This window comes from Rhodococcus sp. SBT000017, from assembly GCF_003688915.1.
Taxonomy (GTDB): Bacteria; Actinomycetota; Actinomycetes; order Mycobacteriales; family Mycobacteriaceae; genus Rhodococcoides.
Genome location: NZ_REFU01000001.1, coordinates 3,472,647 through 3,489,491, shown reverse-complemented (window position 1 = coordinate 3,489,491; position 16,845 = coordinate 3,472,647). Strand labels below are relative to the sequence as shown.

Below are 16,845 nucleotides of genomic sequence, written 5' to 3'. Positions count from 1 at the left end.
TCTGCCATATCCCCGCCCCCACCCGTTGCGTACCGTGTTACCTGTTTTGTACCAGGGTTCTCGGCTTCTCGGGGTTCGACGCAGATGCGCGTCGGGCCGGCACTCGCGCCTCGGACCTGACGAACAACACGAACAGCACGACCAGCAGCAGAGCTCGTCCCCACACCCCGACGAGAACGAAGAACTCCTCGTCGTTGGCGTCGGCACCCGAGGCCAACGCGGCGAAGTACTTGAAGACGCCGATTCCCATCGACAGATCGACGACCAGGTATGCGGCGACGAGTCCCCACGGGACCCGAAGCAGCACCAGGAAGGGCAGCAGCCACAGCGTGTACTGCGGCGAGTGCACCTTGTGCAGCAGCATGAATCCGCACAGCATCGATCCGCTCACCGCGACCCACGGGTACGTTCCGAGCACCTTTGCGCGACGCCAGCCGAGCCACAGCGCGAGAGCGAACGCGGCGAACACCAGCAGCGGCGACGCGACGTCGACCACATCCTGGAAGGACGCCTCGGCCTCCGCGTAGGCATCGGGAGTCATCTGGTCGCCGATGTAGAAGTGGCGCAGTCCCCAGTACCAGATGGAGTTGGTCGTCAGGTCTGCCTGCCGCAGCGACTGGAACGTGAAGGATGCACGCCACCCCTCGTAGCCGAGCACTGCGAACGGCAGGTTCACAGCGACGACCGTGCCGATCGCCGCGCCGGCAACCATCAGGCCGCCGCGGATGTCCCAGCGACCTCGGATGGTGTCTGCGGACTCGCGCCCGTCGATGCCGCCGGTGACCACGTACGCGATCAGGGGCAACACGAATGCTCCCGGATAGAGCTTGAGGCAGAAGCCGACGGCCAGCAGCACCGACGCGAGAATCGCTTTGCGCCGCAGCGGCATCGGCAGCGTCATGACGAAGATCGCGCCGACGGCGGCGGCCACGACGGGTAGCTCCCAGTTGTGGAAGGCGTACATCACCAGTGGCGGGCCGATCGACCACAGCAAGGCGGACCAGCCGGCCATGCGGCCGAGCATCCAGGCGGTGAGCAGACCGAACGGCGCGAGAATCAACGCCGAGGTCAACAGGAACTGTGCATCGGTGTGGGCTGGAATGGCTCCGAGCCACATCAGCAACCCACTGAGGACGGGGTACTCCACCGTCCCGCCGGTGAGGATCCCGTCGCTGGTGATGGCTCCGTGGATGTAGGGAAAGATGTGATTGTCGATGTCTCGGCCGAGCCACAGGAATTGGATGTCGGAGTAGCAGACCGAGGAATCCTTGATGGCGTCGAACACCGTGCTGCGACCGGACGCGTCGAACGGCGCGACCGCGCATCGGGCCTTGTTGAGATATCCCAGAATCAATCCCACCGCAGCCATCGCGACGACCACGACGACCGTCATCGGATTGGCGCGGACCCCGGATCGCATGGTGCAAGACTATGACGCGCGAACGCCGGACCGTGCGCCCGACGCGAATTAGCAGGTCAGGGCCCTGTCGTGTATCTTCGAGGGGTTGCTGACGCAACGACCCTCCTGCCACGGATAGTCCGTGGCCGTTTTCACTAGTCCACAGGAGGTGATGAGGTCTTATGCGTCATTACGAATTGATGGTCATTCTCGACCCCAATCTGGACGAGCGCACTGTCGCTCCGTCGCTCGATACGTTCCTCAACGTCGTTCGCAAGGATGGCGGCACCGTCGACAAGGTCGATGTGTGGGGCAAGCGTCGTCTGGCCTACGAAATCCTCAAGCATGCCGAGGGCATCTACGCCGTTGTGAACCTCAACGCCGAGCCTGCCACCGTCAGCGAGCTGGATCGTCAGCTCGGACTCAACGAGTCCGTTCTGCGCACGAAGGTCCTGCGACAGGGCAAGTAATTGTCGTTGCCCGCCTCTAGGCTGGCATCTACAACGCTTACTACTGAAAGAGGAACCATGGCAGGCGAGACCGTCATCACCGTCATCGGAAACTTGACGGCTGATCCAGAACTTCGATTCACCCCCGCCGGTGCGGCGGTTGCCAACTTCACGGTTGCATCCACCCCGCGCACATTCGATCGTCAGACGAACGAGTGGAAAGACGGCGACGCGCTCTTCATGCGCTGCAACATCTGGCGCGAGGCAGCGGAGAACGTTGCCGAGAGCTTGACCCGAGGCTCGCGAGTGATCGTGAGCGGACGGCTGCGGCAGCGCTCGTACGAGACGCGTGAAGGTGAGAAGCGGACAGTCGTCGAGCTCGAAGTAGACGAGATCGGACCTTCACTCCGCTACGCCACCGCAAAGGTCAACAAGGCCAATCGCGGTGGAGGTGGCGGGGGAGGCGGCTTCAACTCCGGCTCCGGCTCCGGTTCCTCCGGCGGATCGAGCGGCGGCCGCTCGAACTCCTCGTCCAACTCCGGTTCCGGTGGAGACGATCCCTGGGGCAGTGCCCCGGCGGCGTCGGGCTCCTTCGGCGGACGTGGCGGAGACGAAGAGCCACCGTTCTAGATCCTTCGATCGAGAACAACCAGATGTAACGGAGAAAGACCCATGCCCAAACCGCCATTGCGCGACAAGGTGCTCAAGAAGAAAGCGTGTTCCTTCTGCAAGGAAAAGAACACGTCGATCGATTACAAGGACACGACGTTGCTGCGTAAGTACGTCAGCGATCGCGGAAAGATCCGTGCTCGCCGTGTCACCGGCAACTGCGTCCAGCATCAGCGTGACGTGGCCGTTGCCGTGAAGAACTCGCGTGAGGTAGCACTGCTGCCTTACGCCGCGACGGCTCGATAGAAAGGGGCGATTGGTATGAAACTGATCCTCACCGCTGATGTGGACAACCTCGGTGCGCCTGGCGACACCGTAGAGGTCAAGGACGGCTACGGCCGTAACTTCCTGCTGCCCCGCGGATTGGCCATCCAGGCCACCCGTGGAGCTCAGAAGCAGGTCGACGGCATCCGCCGCGCTCAGGAAGCTCGTGCCGTCCGCGGCCTCGAGCACGCCAACGAGCTCAAGCAGGCCATCGAAGGCCTCGAGGCCGTCACGCTGTCCGTGAAGACCGCGGGCGACTCGGGCAAGCTGTTCGGCTCGGTCACCGCGTCGGACGTCGCTTCTGCTCTCAAGGCTGCCGGTGGCCCGGTCGTCGACAAGCGCAGCATCGATCTGCCGAAGGCTCACGTCAAGAGCACGGGCAAGCACGACATCGTCGTGAACCTGCACCCCGACGTGACCGCCAAGTTCAAGCTGGAGGTCGTCGGAAGCTGATTTCAGCTTTCGGCCCGTTTCGGTCGAACAAAGCCTCACGAACCTCGGTTCGTGGGGCTTTTTCGTGTCTTATCACAAAGATCAACTGTCGCAATGGGTTCCGATTTGTGAAGCATCTCTCCTCGGACGTTCGTGAGCAAAGCTTTGCGTATTCTTTGGGCGGGGCGACATCGAACATCATCACCAACTTCATCCACCCGACCTGACGCCTAGACGCCCGGAGGAACGCTGCCGTGACCACGACCGTGGAACCTGATTCCGACCCCAGTCCCGAGGCCCGACCCGAGCCGCAGTCTCGCGTCGGGTCGATCCTGAAATACGACGTACCGGCCTCGTTGGTCGTTTTTCTTGTTGCAGTGCCACTTTCGATCGGTATCGCCGTCGCGTCGGGTGCGCCGATCATGGCCGGTCTCATCGCCGCGGTGGTCGGCGGAATCCTCGCCGGGATCCTCGGCGGCTCACCGCTGCAGGTCAGCGGCCCGGCTGCAGGCCTGACCGTCGTGGTCGCCGAGTTGGTCAATCAATTCGGTTGGGGCGTAACCTGCGCCATCACGGTCCTGGCGGGTGCCGTGCAGGTTCTGCTGGGAATGAGCCGGATTGCGCGCAGCGCGCTGGCCATCTCACCCGTCGTGGTGCATGCGATGCTCGCCGGAATCGGTATCACCATTGCGCTGCAACAGATTCACGTTCTCCTCGGCGGTGAGTCCGAAAGTTCCGCGGTTCAGAACGTCCTGGCCATCCCCACGTCCGTCGCGAACGGCCAGTGGCCGTCGATCGTCGTCGGCGGAATCGTGGTCGTGCTGATGTTCGCCTGGCCACGGTTGGGTGAGTTGTCCGGCGTGCTGGCCAAGGTCACCAAGGTGCCGGCTGCTCTGGTCGCAGTGGTCACCGCCACCGCGGTCTCGATCTTCTTCTCCCTCGATGTCGAGCGAATCGAATTGCCCGGCAACCTGATCGAGTCCCTGAGCCTGCCCGTCATGCCCGACGGCCAGTGGAGTGCCTTCGCGACCGGCGTCATCACGATCGCGTTGATCGCGAGTGTCGAGAGTCTGCTTTCCGCGGTGGCCGTCGACAAGATGCACAGCGGTGAGCGCACCAACTTCGACCGTGAATTGATGGCTCAGGGTGCAGGCAACATGGCCTCCGGTGCCATCGGCGGTCTGCCGATCACCGGCGTGATCGTGCGCAGTGCCACCAATGTCAGGTCGGGGCAAAGTCTCGTGCATCGGCGATTCTGCACGGCGTGTGGATTCTGATCTTCTCGGTGCTGTTCATCTCGATCGTCGAACTGGTTCCGTTCGCCGCTCTGGCCGGGCTGCTGGTGATGATCGGTGTACAGCTGATCAAGCTGGCGGACATCAAGATTGCCAACAAGACCGGAGACATCGCGGTCTACGCGGTCACGGTCGTCGGAGTGGTGGTGCTGAACCTGCTCGAGGGTGTGTTGATCGGTTTGGCACTGTCGATCATCCTCGTGTTGCGTCGAGTGGTGTGGGCCAAGGTCAGGGCCGAGGAAGCGGTCGACGGCACCTGGCGCGTCACCACCGAGGGTTCGCTGAGCTTCCTTGCGCTCCCTCGATTGACGCACGTGCTGTCCACCGTCCCCGCAGGCACCGCCGTCACCGTGCATCTGGGCGTGGACTTCCTCGATCACGCCGTGCACGACGCCCTGAACGAGTGGATGCGTCAGCACGAACTCGGCGGCGGCACAGTGAAGGTCGAAGAGGTGGGCACCGCCTCGATGGCGGCTGCTGCCGAGGGTCCGCCGAAGCGCGGATCCGCGACGGTACGCAGCTCGTTGGCACCGTGGCGGGCGTGGCAGCTCAAGAACGATGTTGCGCAGGAGGATTCGCCTGTCGCCCTGCGAGCGGTGCTGAGCGGTGTTGCCGAGTATCACCGCACGCACGCCCCCAACATTCGTCCGCACCTCGAGGGCCTGACCGACAACCAGGATCCGGACACACTCTTTCTGTGCTGTGTGGATTCGCGGGTCATGCCGAACACGATCACCAGCAGCGGTCCAGGAGATCTGTTCACCGTCCGAAACATGGGCAACCTCGTTCCCGCTCAGGGGCAGGATTGTTCGGTGGAGGCGGCGCTCGCGTTCGGAGTCGATCAGTTGGGCACCTCCTCGGTGGTGGTGTGCGGACACTCTGGCTGCGGTGCCATGAAGGCGGTCCTGAGCGGGCCGGAGAACGCCGCGGACGCGTCTGTCGCGGAGTGGTTGGGGTACGGGATGGCAAGCCTCGACGCGTACCGCAGCGGGCATGTGGTGGGTCGTCAGGCGGCGGAGCTCGGCTTCGGTGAGGCGGATCAACTCGCGATGGTGAACGTGGCGGTGCAGTTGCAGACGCTCACTCGTCACCGCGTCGTAGGCCGAGCCAACGCCGAGGGACGGCTGCGAATCACCGGACTGTTCTTCGACATTCCCACGGCACGAGTGCTTCAGATCGGCACCAGGGAGGTCACTGTGCTGGACCCGGCGAAGTGCCCGCAGGAGATCGGCGGCTGAGCTTTCGTCGGCAGTGTCGAGGGGTCCGATTCCAAGCCTGGAATCGGGCCCCTCGCGCTTAAACGGGAACCTGGTCTGTTTCTGTGAGTCATCCCAGCCGTTGTGACCTAGTTCACCCTCGGGTTCACCTGGTATTTACTCAACACGCCCGAGCTGTCAATTCGGCCGACACGCCGATCCAGAATCGATGCACAGGAAGAAAACTTTATGTACACCCTCTGACCTGGTGAAAAGGCCGAAACTCGGAAAGTTATACCCAGGTTATCCCCAGACGGTCAACACGGTTGTTCAACACCATCCACATTTCATGCACAGATTCGTCCCCAGGCCATGTTGTGACTCCTGCCGATAGCGCTTAACGTCCGTGCAGCGTCTCTCTCGATGCCGTGCAGCGGCGACGGGACAGTGCGAATCCGGTGCCGAAAAAGCTTGTCGGTGCCCGGGGGTAGAACTTGCTACACAGCACCGCCGGGTGATATTCGACGGTGCCGACGACAATGGGGAGAGGACGGCCGGTTCGCGTGGCAGTTGTGGACGATCGAGGACAGTCCGACTACTCCGGCCCCTCGTCCAGCGAGGGACCCGGCGAGGATTTCGGTCGCCAGCCCCCACAGGACATGGCCGCAGAGCAGTCCGTACTGGGCGGCATGCTGCTGAGCAAGGACGCCATCGCCGACGTGCTCGAGGTGCTTCGGCCGGGTGACTTCTATCGACCGGCCCACCAGAACGTGTACGACGCCATCCTCGACCTCTACAGCCGCGGTGAGCCTGCCGACCCGGTGACCGTCTCGGCCGAGCTGGATCGTCGCGGTGAGCTCAAGCGCATCGGCGGCCCCCCGTACCTGATCACCCTCACCCAGACGACGCCGACGGCAGCCAATGCCGGGTACTACGCCGAGATCGTCGCGGAGAAGTCGATTCTGCGCCGGCTCGTGCAGGCCGGTACTCGCATCGTGCAGTTCGGTTACGCCGGAGCGGACGGTCAGGACGTCGCCGAGGTGGTCGACCGCGCGCAGGCCGAGGTGTACGAGGTCACCGAACGCCGCACCTCCGAGGACTTCCTCCCCCTCGAGGAGCTGCTGCAGCCCACGATGGACGAAATCGACTCCATCGCCAGCCGGGGCGGCATATCCCTGGGTGTACCAACAGGATTCGCCGAACTCGACGAAATCACCAACGGCCTTCACCCTGGTCAGATGATCATCGTGGCGGCCAGACCTGGTGTGGGTAAGGCGCTCGCCCTCGACACGCCGCTTCCGACGCCCGACGGCTGGACCACTATGGGCGAGGTGGCGGTGGGAGATCACCTCATCGACGCCCATGGCATGCCGACCAGGGTCGTGGCGGCCACGGACGTCATGCTCGATCGGCCGTGCTACGAAGTCGAATTCTCCGACGGCACAGTCATTGTGGCCGATGCAGAGCATCAGTGGTTGACCGAGCGTGAGCGTGTCTCGGCTGTATGCACTACCGAGCACATTCTCGCGACAGGCGACCATTCTGTTCGGAACTCTGCGGCCATTCGGCTACCGGCTGCCGACCTCCCCGTACCGCCCTATGTTGCGGGCGTAGCGCTCGGTGGTGGACTGTCGGGAGCGGACGCCGGTATCGCAGCGCGTGTGGAGGCTGAGTTCGATGCAGTCCCGCAGCTCTACCTGCGCGCCTCGGAGCGGCAACGACGAGAGCTGCTTGCTGGCATTCTCGACACTGCGGGTTCGATTGCATCGGATGGCTCCATCGATGTTGGTCCGTTCGGCGGCCTGAGCGAGTTGGTTGTGGGGCTCGGTCTCGTGTGGACAGGTTCGTCGGTCGTGACGGACGAGGTTGTATTCGGTGTGGCGCGTAAACAGTTGCTGCACAAAGAACGTCGCGCTGCGGGATCCACTTTGCGATCGGGTTCGCGGTTCATCGTCGACGTTCGCCGGGTCGATTCGGTTCCAGTTCGCTGTGTGGAGGTCGACAACTCGGAGCACCTGTATCTCGCCAGCGAGTCGATGATTCCTACCCATAACTCCACGCTGTCAATGGATTTCATGCGTTCGTGCTCGATCAAGCACGGCATGCCCAGTGTCATTTTTTCTCTGGAAATGAGTCGCACCGAGATCGTCATGCGACTGTTGTCCGCCGAGGCGAAGATCAAGCTCGGCGACATGCGTTCGGGAAAGATGACCGACGACGACTGGACCAAGCTGGCCCGGCGTATGAGCGAGATCAGCGAAGCGCCGTTGTTCGTCGACGATTCTCCGAACCTGACGATGATGGAGATCCGCGCCAAGGCCCGTCGCCTCAAGCAGCGCAACGGACTCAAACTCATTGTGGTGGACTACCTTCAGCTGATGTCCTCGGGCAAGAAGGTCGAATCTCGTCAGCAGGAGGTCTCGGACTTCTCCCGTCAGCTCAAGCTGTTGGCCAAGGAACTCGAATGCCCGGTGGTCGCGGTGTGCCAGCTCAACCGTGGTCCGGAGCAGCGAACCGACAAGAAGCCGATGGTCTCGGACCTCCGTGAGTCCGGCTCACTGGAGCAGGACGCCGACATGGTGATTCTGCTGCACCGCCCCGACGCAATCGAGCGTGACGACCCCCGCGGCGGCGAGGCCGACCTGATCCTCGGCAAGCACCGTAACGGCCCGACCGCGACAATCACTGTGGCGCACCAGCTTCACCTGTCCAGATTCGTGGACATGGCGCGGGGCTAGGTTGATGTTTCCGTGGGCTGAGCGCGTTCATGCGTGGGCTCCGGTCGTTGCTGCTTGTCCGACCGTGATTCGACTGCCTTGACGCCACTTTCGGATCAGGTTGTCGGACCGCGTTTGGAGTTCGCGTACATCGACGAGTCCGGTGATACCGGCATGGGCGCTGGCGGTTCAACGACATTCACGCTCGGATGTGTCTTGATTCCAGCTGACGATTGGACGACAAGGCTGGACCACATCATCGAAATGCGACGGGCTGTGCGCGATCTGTACCGAATTCCGATGAGACAGGAAGCGAAGGCGAACCATATTGTCGGGGTGAAGAAGGTCTACCGCGATCTCGGCCTGGGTGATGGGCAAATGCGCGACCTGTACCAGCGGCATCTGAAATCTCTGATCACCGTGTCATCCGGAGTCTTCGCAATCTCGATTCGCAAGGACCTCTTACAGAAGCGTGATCTCGACGTCTTCGATAGGTCGTGGACGTATCTACTGGAACGACTACGTAAGCGCAGTGATTCGAGCGGCGTTCCGATAGTGATCGTCCACGACATCGGTCAGAACGACGAGGTGCGAAAGCTGGTTCGCCGGTTCCGACGCATCACATGGTCCGCAGTAGGCGACCGCGTCAATGCGCGCCACATCGTCGAGGATTCTGTACCCAGAGACTCGCAGCAGTCCTATTTCATACAGCTTGCGGACCTGGTTGCCTACGCTGCTTCCGTGAAAGTTCTCCCCCGCAACGGGCGAACGGCGAAGATTTGCAACGACGAGATGTGGGACCTGCTTGCGCCGATTCATGTCGACAAGGTCTCGCAGCGAGGCGACGGAATCTACTTGTTTCCGCCGAAATGAAGAGGGGCCTCCTTGCGGAGGCCCCCTGACGGCTAACCTACCTCGGCCATGCGGCCGGCTCAGCTAGCAAGTTCAGGACACCATGCCGGGGACAACATAGTCAAGCAGTGAGGACGCAGGAGCACCGGACCCCGGGGTGCAGTTCAACGTGCTACGTCTGCGACATGCAAGGCTTACCGCTCGATCTTCTCGCGTCAGCTCAACCGTGGTCCGGAGCAGCGAACCGACAAACAGCCGATCGTGTCCGACCTCCGTGAGTCCGGTTCACTGGAGCAGGACGCCGACATGGTGATTCTGCTGCACCGACCCGACGCACTCGACCGCGACAATCACTGTGGCGCACCAGCTTCACCTGTCCAGATTCGTGGACATGGCGCGGGGTTAAGGCCGACAGCGCTGGGTCGCGTATTCTCTCTGTGAATCAACCGAGCACCTGACGCAGCATTCGACGAAAGAATTCCATGCCAGAGGATCAGAACACAGACGTTCCACCGAATCACCTCGCGATCGATCCGCGGAGCCCCTTCTACAACGAAGAGGTTCTTCGCCGGGACGTTGGTATTCGCTTCAACGGCGTCGAGAAGACCAGTGTTCGCGAATACAACGTGACCGAGGGTTGGGTGCGAGTCGAAGTCCCTACCGCGAAGGATCGGTACGGCAATCCCATGCTCGTCAAGCTCAAGGGCACTGTCGAACCGTACTTCCGCGACGCGAAATAGCGGACTTCGCCGGGGTCTGGTCGACAGTGGCACCGGCTGCCGCTATGGATTCGAGGGCTAGCTGATGCTCGTCTTCGGTCGATCCTGCGCACGCAGCGGAGTGCACCGTTACGCGGTAGCCAAGTGAACACGGACCGACCCGGCGCGAGCCAGTGCGCCGAGATCATGCCCGAGCTCGATGATCCATGGCTGAAAGTCGATCTCCAGCAATGCCGTTCGCGTCATGTCAGTATCGGGCCCCGACTGCCGTGGGTGCATCGTCGAGCGCGGTGAGATCCTGGGCGGTGAGCTGAAGCTCGAGTGCCGCAAGGTTGGCGTCGAAGTGTCCGATGTTGGTGGTGCCGGGGATGGGGATCACATGGGGACCCTGGGCGAGTACCCACGCCAATGCCACAGCGGCAGGGGTGGAGTCGTGCCTCGATGCAACTGCGGACACCACCTCGACGATCGATCGGTTCTGCTCGGCCGCAGCTCCGGAGAATCGGGGAAGTGCCAACCGCATGTCGGTCGCTGGAAGCGTTGAGGTGTCGAGTGAACCGGTGAGAAACCCTCGACCCAACGGCGAGAACGGCACGAACACCGCGTCGTTCTCACCCGTCCACTGCACCATGTTTCCCGCAGGTTCACCGTCGTGTGTAGTGCCCTGTCCCAATGGGTTTCGAGTCCACAGGGATAGTTCGGACTGCACCGCAGAGACCGGATGAATACTGTGGGCCACCCGTGCTTGCTCGACGGTGACCTCGCTGAGTCCCAGGGCGCGCACCTTGCCCGCCGCCACCAATTCGGACAGGGCTCCCCAGGAGTCCTTGATCGGCACCTGGTCGTCCACGCGGTGGAGGTAGTACAGATCGATGGTGTCCACACCGAGATTCCGCAAGCTCGAGTCGCAGGCCTGCGCTAGGTGCTTCGGCGTACCGTTTCGGGTCAGAACAGGCGCTCCGCCGTCGACGTTGCCGATCAACCCGGCTTTCGTGGCGATCACGGCATCCGTCCCGGCCAGAGCGCGGCCGACGACCCTCTCGTTGTGTCCGGCAGCGTAGGCGTCGCTGGTGTCGAAGAAGTCGATCCCCGACGCGAGGGCGTGCTCCAGGATCGGTGCACCGGCAGTGTCCGAGGAGGTATCGGCACCGGTGTAGGCCCAGCTGATACCCATGCAGCCGAGGCCGATGGCGCCGACATTGCGTCCGAGTGCCGGGACGTTACGAGTGGGAATCGACATGAATGCTCCTGTGCTCGTTGGGTGATGGGTGGACGACCGCGAGACCCTCGCAGTCGAGACCCCGTGCGATCAGGTCCTCGTAGTGCGAGATCTTCGTTTCCAGCGCAGACCGTGCTTCGGCGAGACGACGTTGCTTCTCGTCGACGCGTGCCCGATGCGCGGTCAGAATGTCGATACGTTCCTGATGAGTGGACGCACCCGAATTCACCAGAATCACGAATCTGCGCATATCGGCTGTGGGCATCCCAGTCGTCCGCAGACGAACCAGAAGTTTCACGAGTGCGACCAGTCGCGGGCTGAATGCGCGTCTACCCATCGCCGTGCGAGGGATCTCGGGTATCAGGCCCTCCCGCTCGTACCAACGCAGCGTGTCCTGCGTCAGTCCCGAGGACTCGGCCATCTCGGCAATTCCGATACTCACGTCCTCGGTGTCGGTCGCGGCCGGTGAATGCGGTGCTGCGGTCATGGACGAGACGCTACGTCTTCGAGTGCACTCCAACGCAAGCCGAAATCGGCCACGATCACACACTCGTCCGGTGGATCGAGTCGTACTTCTCTCGAGCGAGGGCGACCTCGTCCATGTTCAAATCCGCCCAGTCCTTGAGCTGGAGAAACACTCCGACCAACGAGCGACCGAGTTCTGTCAGTTCGTATTCCACGGTCAGCGGAACGGTCGGTGTCACCGTTCGGGTCACCAGTCCGTCGCGCTCGAGATTGCGCAGAGTTTGAGTCAGCATTTTTTGCGTGACGCCCGATACTCGTCGTGCCAGCGCCGAATGTCTCATCGGCCCGTTCATCAGCGCACACAGCACGAGCGTGACCCATTTGTCGGCCAGCCGTGCCAGCAGCTGGCGGCTGCTGCATGTCACCAGAAAGGCGTCGTGTTCGGCGGTGCCGACTGTCGCGCCTGCGTCGTCGTGTTCGATCACTGTTGTGCCCCTTCGCCTGGGTCTCGGATAGGCACTTCAAGGTACCTACTTCCTACTGGATACTTCTTCGATGATGCTGTCAGCACGTGATCCGCTGGACCGATAGGAGCCCGATGCCCGACACCACGTTGCCCGAAGATGCCCTGCCGACATCCCACCGCCAGTGGGCGGGTGTCTGGGCAATGTCGGTCGCGGTGTTCGCCGTCACAGCAACGGAAATGGTGCCCGTCGGGCTACTACCGGCCATCAGTTCGGAGTTCGGTGTCACCACCGGGCTCGCTGGACTGACGGTCACAGCATTCGGACTCGCCGCGGGTCTTACCGCTCCGGCCGTCACCTCGTGGACCAAGACCGTGGATCGGCGGGTGCTGGTGCTCTCGATACTGGGAATCTTTGTCCTGGGCAACACCGCAACGGTCCTCGTCGATTCCTACTGGCAGCTCATCGGGGTTCGGGTACTGATGGGCTTCGCACACGGATTGATGTGGTCGATCGCGGCCACCGTTGCCGTCAGGTCGGTGTCTCCACAATTCGCGGAGAGGGCTACTGCGATAGTCCTGTCCGGTATTGCTGCTGCGCTCGTTCTGGGACTGCCGATTGGAACCGCCATGGGCGAGAGGTGGGGCTGGAGTGCGCCTTTCGTCGGATTGGCCGTTCTGAGTGCCGGAGCAGCGTGTGCGGTATTCGCATCGGTTTCTGCGTTGCCACCGCAGATGTCCAGTCGTTCGGGCTCCGTGTTGTCCACTTTTCATCGGTGGCCTGGATTGCGCACGGTGCTCGGGGTGACGGCGCTGGTTGTGGTCGGCCACTATGCCGCCTATACGTATGTAGCCCCACTTCTCCTGCAGCACAGTGCAATTCCGATACCGTCAGTCGGTGCCCTGTTGCTGGCGTTCGGGATCGCCGGTGTGCTGGGCAACTTCGTCGGCGGTGCGGCCGCGGCGCGCGAGTCGCCACTCGGGGTGGTCCAACTCGTGTTCCTGGTTCTTCTCGCGATCACGCTCGCCGTATCGGCCCTACCGACTGCGGGTGTGTGGGCGACCGTTGTGCTCGTCGTGCTATGGGGTCTGTCGTACTCGGCGCTTCCCGTGGTCTTGCAGACCGCAGTGTTCAGAGTGGCGTCCGGTGCGAAAGAGCAGGCCACGTCGTTGTACGTCATGGTGTTCAATCTGTCGATTGCCGTCGGTGCTGCTGCGGGCGGTCTGGCGATCGAACGGTTCGGAGTCACAGGACCGGTAGTTCTCGGTGCAATTCTCTGCGCGGCCGCCGCGTCTGTGGTCCTGCTCAATCTCCTATCGAACAGCGTTGCGCTGCAGCGCGAAACATCGTGACTGGCGGTGTCGATCAGATTCGGTATCGGATCAGTCGCGAGCTGTTGCCGACAACTGCAACCGAGGACGCGTTGTGCAGAATCGCGGCGAGCACCGGCGACAGTGCTCCACCGGCGCTTACCACGAGGCCCAGTGCGTTCACTGCGATGGACATTCCGTAGTTCTGCCGGATGACCGATACCGAGTGTCGACCGAGATCGCGAACGTCGAGCAACCGTGTCAAGTCGTCGCTGGCGAGAGCGACATCGGCTGTTTCGACGGCAACATCGGTGCCCGCCAACCCCATTGCGATTCCGATATCTGCGACGGCGAGCGCGGGAGCGTCGTTGGTGCCGTCTCCGACCATCGCGACGACATACCCCTCTTCTTGGAGCTTGCGGACGGCTTCGAGTTTGTCATCGGGCATCACCTCGGCTCGCCATTCGGCGATGCCCAGTTCGGCGGCGACGGCCGCGGCGGTCTCTGGGTGATCTCCGGTGAGCATGACGATCCGTTCCACACCGTCGGCGCGAAGCGCATTCAAGACTTCCAGAGCATTCGACCGGACCTCGTCACGCAGGCTGATCAATCCGACCAACACTCCGTCCACTGCCAGCAGCAACGGTGTCTCGGCTTGACGCTGAAGTCGCGAAACCCAATCGGCTGCATACTCGGACACGTCCACGCTCTCGCCGCGCAGCAGCGAAGGACTGCCCAGCAGCAGAGTCCGACCGTCTGCGACTGTTCGCATGCCGAGGCCGACGAGCACTTCGCACTCCTCGTGCGGAGGAATTACGATGTGGCGTTCTTCGGTGCTGCGAATCACGGCCTCGGCAAGGGGATGCCGAGAGTGGATCTCGGAACTCGCGGCATACGCCAGAACCTGCTCCGGCTCCCAGTCGTCCTGGAAAGACACGACATTGGTGACGACGGGGCGTCCGACGGTGAGGGTTCCGGTCTTGTCGAACACGAAGGCATCGACCCTGCCTGCTTGTTCCAGATGAGACCCACCCTTGATGAGAATCCCTCGGCGAGCACCGTTTCCGATGGCAGCGCTGATGGCCGTCGGAGTCGACAGACCCACCGCACACGGGCACGCGACGAGCAGCATGGTCATCGCTCGTCGGACATCCCGGGTGACCAGGAGGGTGAGGCCCGACAGGATGAACGACGCGGGTACGAAGCGTCGTGAGAAGTTCTCTCCCACAGTCTGAATCGGAGCGCGATCTTCCTGTGCCTCCTCTACGCGAGAGATGATGCGGCCGATCGTCGTATCGCGGCCTACCGCAGACGCGCGGATGACTATGCGTCCACGGACGACAACGGATCCGGCGTGAATCCGGTCTCCGGTCACGATCGAGACGGGGAGGGTCTCGCCGGTGATTGCGGATTGATCGACCACTGCATCACCGTCGACGACGATGCCGTCCACAGGAACTCCCACGTGATCGTGCACGACGACGTCGTCGCCGATCTCCAGCCGATCTACGTCGACGGAGATCTCGGAACCGTCGGGAAGCCGAATCCATGCGGTGTCCTGCGTACCGGTCAGGAGATCGGAGATTGCGCGACGAGTGCGCTTGAGCGTCAGCTCCTGCAGGTATTCGCCGATGTTGAGCAGCCACAGCACTGTCAGGGCAACGACATTCTCGCGGAGTACGAGGCTTGCCACAGTGGCGGCGCTGACGAGCGCGTCGGTGCCGGCGGTCCGGTTTCCGGCCAGCGAACGCAGCGCTCCCTTCAGAAACGGATAGCCGGTGAAGATGGTGGCTCCGGTGGCCACGACGCGACTCGTGGGGCCGAGGATGGGTGGTCGTCGGAAGGCGTAGCGACGGAAGCCGAGCAGGACCAGCGCCGCCCCGCCGATGGTCATGCGTAGGACATCGCCGCTGGTGACGTCCGCAGACCGTGGGCTACGGACGGGTACCAATGCCCAGTCGGTCGTACGACCCGCGTTCAGCGCCTCGAACAGCTCGGCCCGGTCGATCCGCGATCGGGAGTACCAGACCACCACCGATGCGGTGCGGGGGTACGCGTGGACGGCTCGAACGCCGCGAATCTTGTCGACATGATCTTCGACGGCGACCGCGCGACCCGGACTCGACCGCAGCCAGTCGACGCGAAGCCGCATGCGGCCGGCGGCATCGGACAGGATCTCGATGCCATCCGCGCGGTCGGGAGCCGTGTCGATGGTGTCTTCGACGAGCGTCGTCATGTTCGGCCGTCTGCCGTGATCAGTGCGAGTGGCCGTGGCCGACTTCGGTCGCCGAGGGTGGCGGCACTTCTTCGCCGAGCCGGTCGCGCGCCTCCGCAACAACATCGGACACAGCCAAACGTGCTGATTCGGCGTGGATTTCGGCCTTTCGCGCGGCGCGGAGACCGAGCTCGGTTGCCGATACCGCAGCCTTGCGGACGGGAGCCTTGTCGTACAGCTTCTTGGCACCGTTGTACGCGGCGACGCCGACTGCGCCTGTTACGACCGTCGATACTGCCTTCGCGACGATGATCGGAAACGCCATGTTGTAGCTCCTCGAAATCGAACCTGTACCCACTTATTGGGAATCGTATTCGTTTTGTTCGGCTGTGGCGACTTCCGGGGTCGCGAGAAGTGTCATCGGATCGGCATCGTGGTGCGGAACGCTCTGGTCACGTAGGGCAGCTCGATCGTCGTCGATCCCTTCAGACCCAATTCGTCGAACAGCGCGGTGAGATCCCGATCGATGCGGTTGCGCTCATCGGCGGACGCGGTGATGTAGAAACTGCGCGACCGAACCAGGTCGGTGAGCTGGGACCGACTCACCGTGCGCGACCACGTCCACCGCTCCTCGTCGAGCCGACGGAACGGTTCTGCGATCGGCGGTGGACCGTCGTCGAACATGGTCAGCGCTCCACCGCGCGAGACCACCGAGTTCAGTCGCCGAACCCACGATTGCGACTCGTCACGAATGTTCCAGATCAGTCCCAGGGTGCCGCCCGGTCGGAGAACCCGGCCGATCTCGCGTGACGCGGCCACTGGCTCGACCCAGTGCCAGGCCTGTCCGAGCAGAACGGCATCGACGCTCTCATCCTCTAGCGGCAGGGACTCGGCGGTGCCGACGTGGGCCGGAACTCCGGGAACTGCAACGCGCAGGGCGTCGAGCATGGCGGGATCAGGATCGACCGCGACGGCATCGCACCCGGCGGCGGCGGCGATGATGCGGGTGAGCTTGCCGGTCCCGGCGCCGACGTCGGCGACGAGAGGACGCCCGCGGGACTCGAGTACGGGTTCCAGCAACCACGCGACCGCGGCCGACGGGTATTCGGGGCGAGCAGATTCGTACACGTCGGCGACGGTCCCGAACGACGTCGAGCTGTTATCTCGGCTAACCATATAG

The 16,845-nt window shown here is 62.9% G+C and carries 15 protein-coding genes and 2 pseudogenes; 10 read left to right on the top strand and 7 right to left on the bottom strand.

The features are described 5' to 3' along the window. Window positions 1-37 precede the first annotated feature (37 nt). Entirely contained in the window at window positions 38-1,420 is a 1,383-nt protein-coding gene (locus AYK61_RS16330) for a DUF2029 domain-containing protein (RefSeq protein ID WP_121871571.1), read from the bottom strand. Window positions 1,421-1,581: 161 nt separating this feature from the next. Between AYK61_RS16330 and rpsF the strand changes: the two genes are divergently transcribed. The 9 genes and pseudogenes from rpsF (at window position 1,582) to AYK61_RS16280 (ending at window position 10,013) form a co-directional block, all read left to right on the top strand. Then, window positions 1,582-1,869 carry a 30S ribosomal protein S6 gene (gene rpsF / locus AYK61_RS16320; RefSeq protein WP_008711385.1) on the top strand — a complete coding sequence of 96 codons (288 nt, stop codon included), beginning with the start codon at window positions 1,582-1,584 and terminating at the stop codon, window positions 1,867-1,869. 57 nt (window positions 1,870-1,926) lie between these two features. Continuing rightward, on the top strand, window positions 1,927-2,478 hold the full coding sequence (locus AYK61_RS16315) for a single-stranded DNA-binding protein (protein ID WP_032378699.1): 552 nt from the start codon (window positions 1,927-1,929) through the stop codon (window positions 2,476-2,478). Between the two features lie 42 nt (window positions 2,479-2,520). Further along, window positions 2,521-2,763 carry a 30S ribosomal protein S18 gene (gene rpsR / locus AYK61_RS16310; RefSeq protein WP_032396926.1) on the top strand — a complete coding sequence of 81 codons (243 nt, stop codon included), beginning with the start codon at window positions 2,521-2,523 and terminating at the stop codon, window positions 2,761-2,763. Between the two features lie 15 nt (window positions 2,764-2,778). Beyond that, window positions 2,779-3,234, top strand: coding sequence for a 50S ribosomal protein L9 (gene rplI, locus AYK61_RS16305; protein ID WP_032378698.1), 456 nt, complete (start codon window positions 2,779-2,781; stop codon window positions 3,232-3,234). A 233-nt stretch (window positions 3,235-3,467) separates the two neighbouring features. Then, window positions 3,468-5,746 (top strand): annotated as a pseudogene (locus tag AYK61_RS16300) (SulP family inorganic anion transporter). A 521-nt stretch (window positions 5,747-6,267) separates the two neighbouring features. Then, window positions 6,268-8,442: a replicative DNA helicase gene (gene dnaB / locus AYK61_RS16295; protein ID WP_259468093.1), complete on the top strand. Its 2,175-nt coding sequence runs from the start codon at window positions 6,268-6,270 to the stop codon at window positions 8,440-8,442. A gap of 33 nt (window positions 8,443-8,475) precedes the next feature. Next, window positions 8,476-9,294, top strand: coding sequence for a DUF3800 domain-containing protein (locus AYK61_RS16290; RefSeq protein WP_121871570.1), 819 nt, complete (start codon window positions 8,476-8,478; stop codon window positions 9,292-9,294). Between the two features lie 195 nt (window positions 9,295-9,489). Next, a pseudogene (locus tag AYK61_RS16285) lies at window positions 9,490-9,679 on the top strand (DnaB-like helicase C-terminal domain-containing protein); the annotation flags it as partial. 76 nt (window positions 9,680-9,755) lie between these two features. Then, window positions 9,756-10,013, top strand: coding sequence for a DUF3297 family protein (locus AYK61_RS16280; protein WP_094611446.1), 258 nt, complete (start codon window positions 9,756-9,758; stop codon window positions 10,011-10,013). A gap of 226 nt (window positions 10,014-10,239) precedes the next feature. Here AYK61_RS16280 and AYK61_RS16270 read toward each other — a convergent pair whose 3' ends face one another. From AYK61_RS16270 to AYK61_RS16260, 3 genes are read right to left on the bottom strand one after another with little or no spacing between them, the layout of a single operon-like run. Beyond that, complete coding sequence (locus tag AYK61_RS16270; RefSeq protein ID WP_121871568.1) at window positions 10,240-11,232, bottom strand: aldo/keto reductase; 993 nt, start codon at window positions 11,230-11,232, stop codon at window positions 10,240-10,242. Further along, window positions 11,213-11,698 carry a MerR family transcriptional regulator gene (locus AYK61_RS16265; protein WP_121871567.1) on the bottom strand — a complete coding sequence of 162 codons (486 nt, stop codon included), beginning with the start codon at window positions 11,696-11,698 and terminating at the stop codon, window positions 11,213-11,215. Before AYK61_RS16265 ends, AYK61_RS16270 begins: the two co-directional genes overlap by 20 nt. A gap of 55 nt (window positions 11,699-11,753) precedes the next feature. Next, window positions 11,754-12,161, bottom strand: a complete 408-nt coding sequence (locus tag AYK61_RS16260; RefSeq protein WP_121871566.1) for a helix-turn-helix domain-containing protein — start codon at window positions 12,159-12,161, stop codon at window positions 11,754-11,756. Window positions 12,162-12,274: 113 nt separating this feature from the next. Between AYK61_RS16260 and AYK61_RS16255 the strand changes: the two genes are divergently transcribed. Further along, window positions 12,275-13,492, top strand: a complete 1,218-nt coding sequence (locus AYK61_RS16255) for an MFS transporter (RefSeq protein WP_121871565.1) — start codon at window positions 12,275-12,277, stop codon at window positions 13,490-13,492. Window positions 13,493-13,505: 13 nt separating this feature from the next. On the opposite strand, the gene AYK61_RS16250 is transcribed toward AYK61_RS16255, so the two are convergent. From AYK61_RS16250 to AYK61_RS16240, 3 genes are all read right to left on the bottom strand, one after another. Next, window positions 13,506-15,686 carry a cation-translocating P-type ATPase gene (locus tag AYK61_RS16250; RefSeq protein ID WP_121871564.1) on the bottom strand — a complete coding sequence of 727 codons (2,181 nt, stop codon included), beginning with the start codon at window positions 15,684-15,686 and terminating at the stop codon, window positions 13,506-13,508. A gap of 19 nt (window positions 15,687-15,705) precedes the next feature. Further along, window positions 15,706-15,990, bottom strand: coding sequence for a DUF1490 family protein (locus tag AYK61_RS16245; RefSeq protein WP_068049254.1), 285 nt, complete (start codon window positions 15,988-15,990; stop codon window positions 15,706-15,708). Window positions 15,991-16,082: 92 nt separating this feature from the next. After that, entirely contained in the window at window positions 16,083-16,841 is a 759-nt protein-coding gene (locus AYK61_RS16240) for a class I SAM-dependent methyltransferase (RefSeq protein ID WP_121871563.1), read from the bottom strand. Window positions 16,842-16,845: the final 4 nt, after the last annotated feature.

Coding starts and splice junctions, on each gene's coding strand:
- AYK61_RS16330 (WP_121871571.1), bottom strand. CDS start 1,420: ATGCGATCCGGGGTCCGCGCCAATCCGATGACGGTCGTCGTGGTCGTC.
- rpsF (WP_008711385.1), top strand. CDS start 1,582: ATGCGTCATTACGAATTGATGGTCATTCTCGACCCCAATCTGGACGAG.
- AYK61_RS16315 (WP_032378699.1), top strand. CDS start 1,927: ATGGCAGGCGAGACCGTCATCACCGTCATCGGAAACTTGACGGCTGAT.
- rpsR (WP_032396926.1), top strand. CDS start 2,521: ATGCCCAAACCGCCATTGCGCGACAAGGTGCTCAAGAAGAAAGCGTGT.
- rplI (WP_032378698.1), top strand. CDS start 2,779: ATGAAACTGATCCTCACCGCTGATGTGGACAACCTCGGTGCGCCTGGC.
- AYK61_RS16280 (WP_094611446.1), top strand. CDS start 9,756: ATGCCAGAGGATCAGAACACAGACGTTCCACCGAATCACCTCGCGATC.
- AYK61_RS16270 (WP_121871568.1), bottom strand. CDS start 11,232: ATGTCGATTCCCACTCGTAACGTCCCGGCACTCGGACGCAATGTCGGC.
- AYK61_RS16265 (WP_121871567.1), bottom strand. CDS start 11,698: ATGACCGCAGCACCGCATTCACCGGCCGCGACCGACACCGAGGACGTG.
- AYK61_RS16255 (WP_121871565.1), top strand. CDS start 12,275: ATGCCCGACACCACGTTGCCCGAAGATGCCCTGCCGACATCCCACCGC.
- AYK61_RS16250 (WP_121871564.1), bottom strand. CDS start 15,686: ATGACGACGCTCGTCGAAGACACCATCGACACGGCTCCCGACCGCGCG.
- AYK61_RS16245 (WP_068049254.1), bottom strand. CDS start 15,990: ATGGCGTTTCCGATCATCGTCGCGAAGGCAGTATCGACGGTCGTAACA.
- AYK61_RS16240 (WP_121871563.1), bottom strand. CDS start 16,841: ATGGTTAGCCGAGATAACAGCTCGACGTCGTTCGGGACCGTCGCCGAC.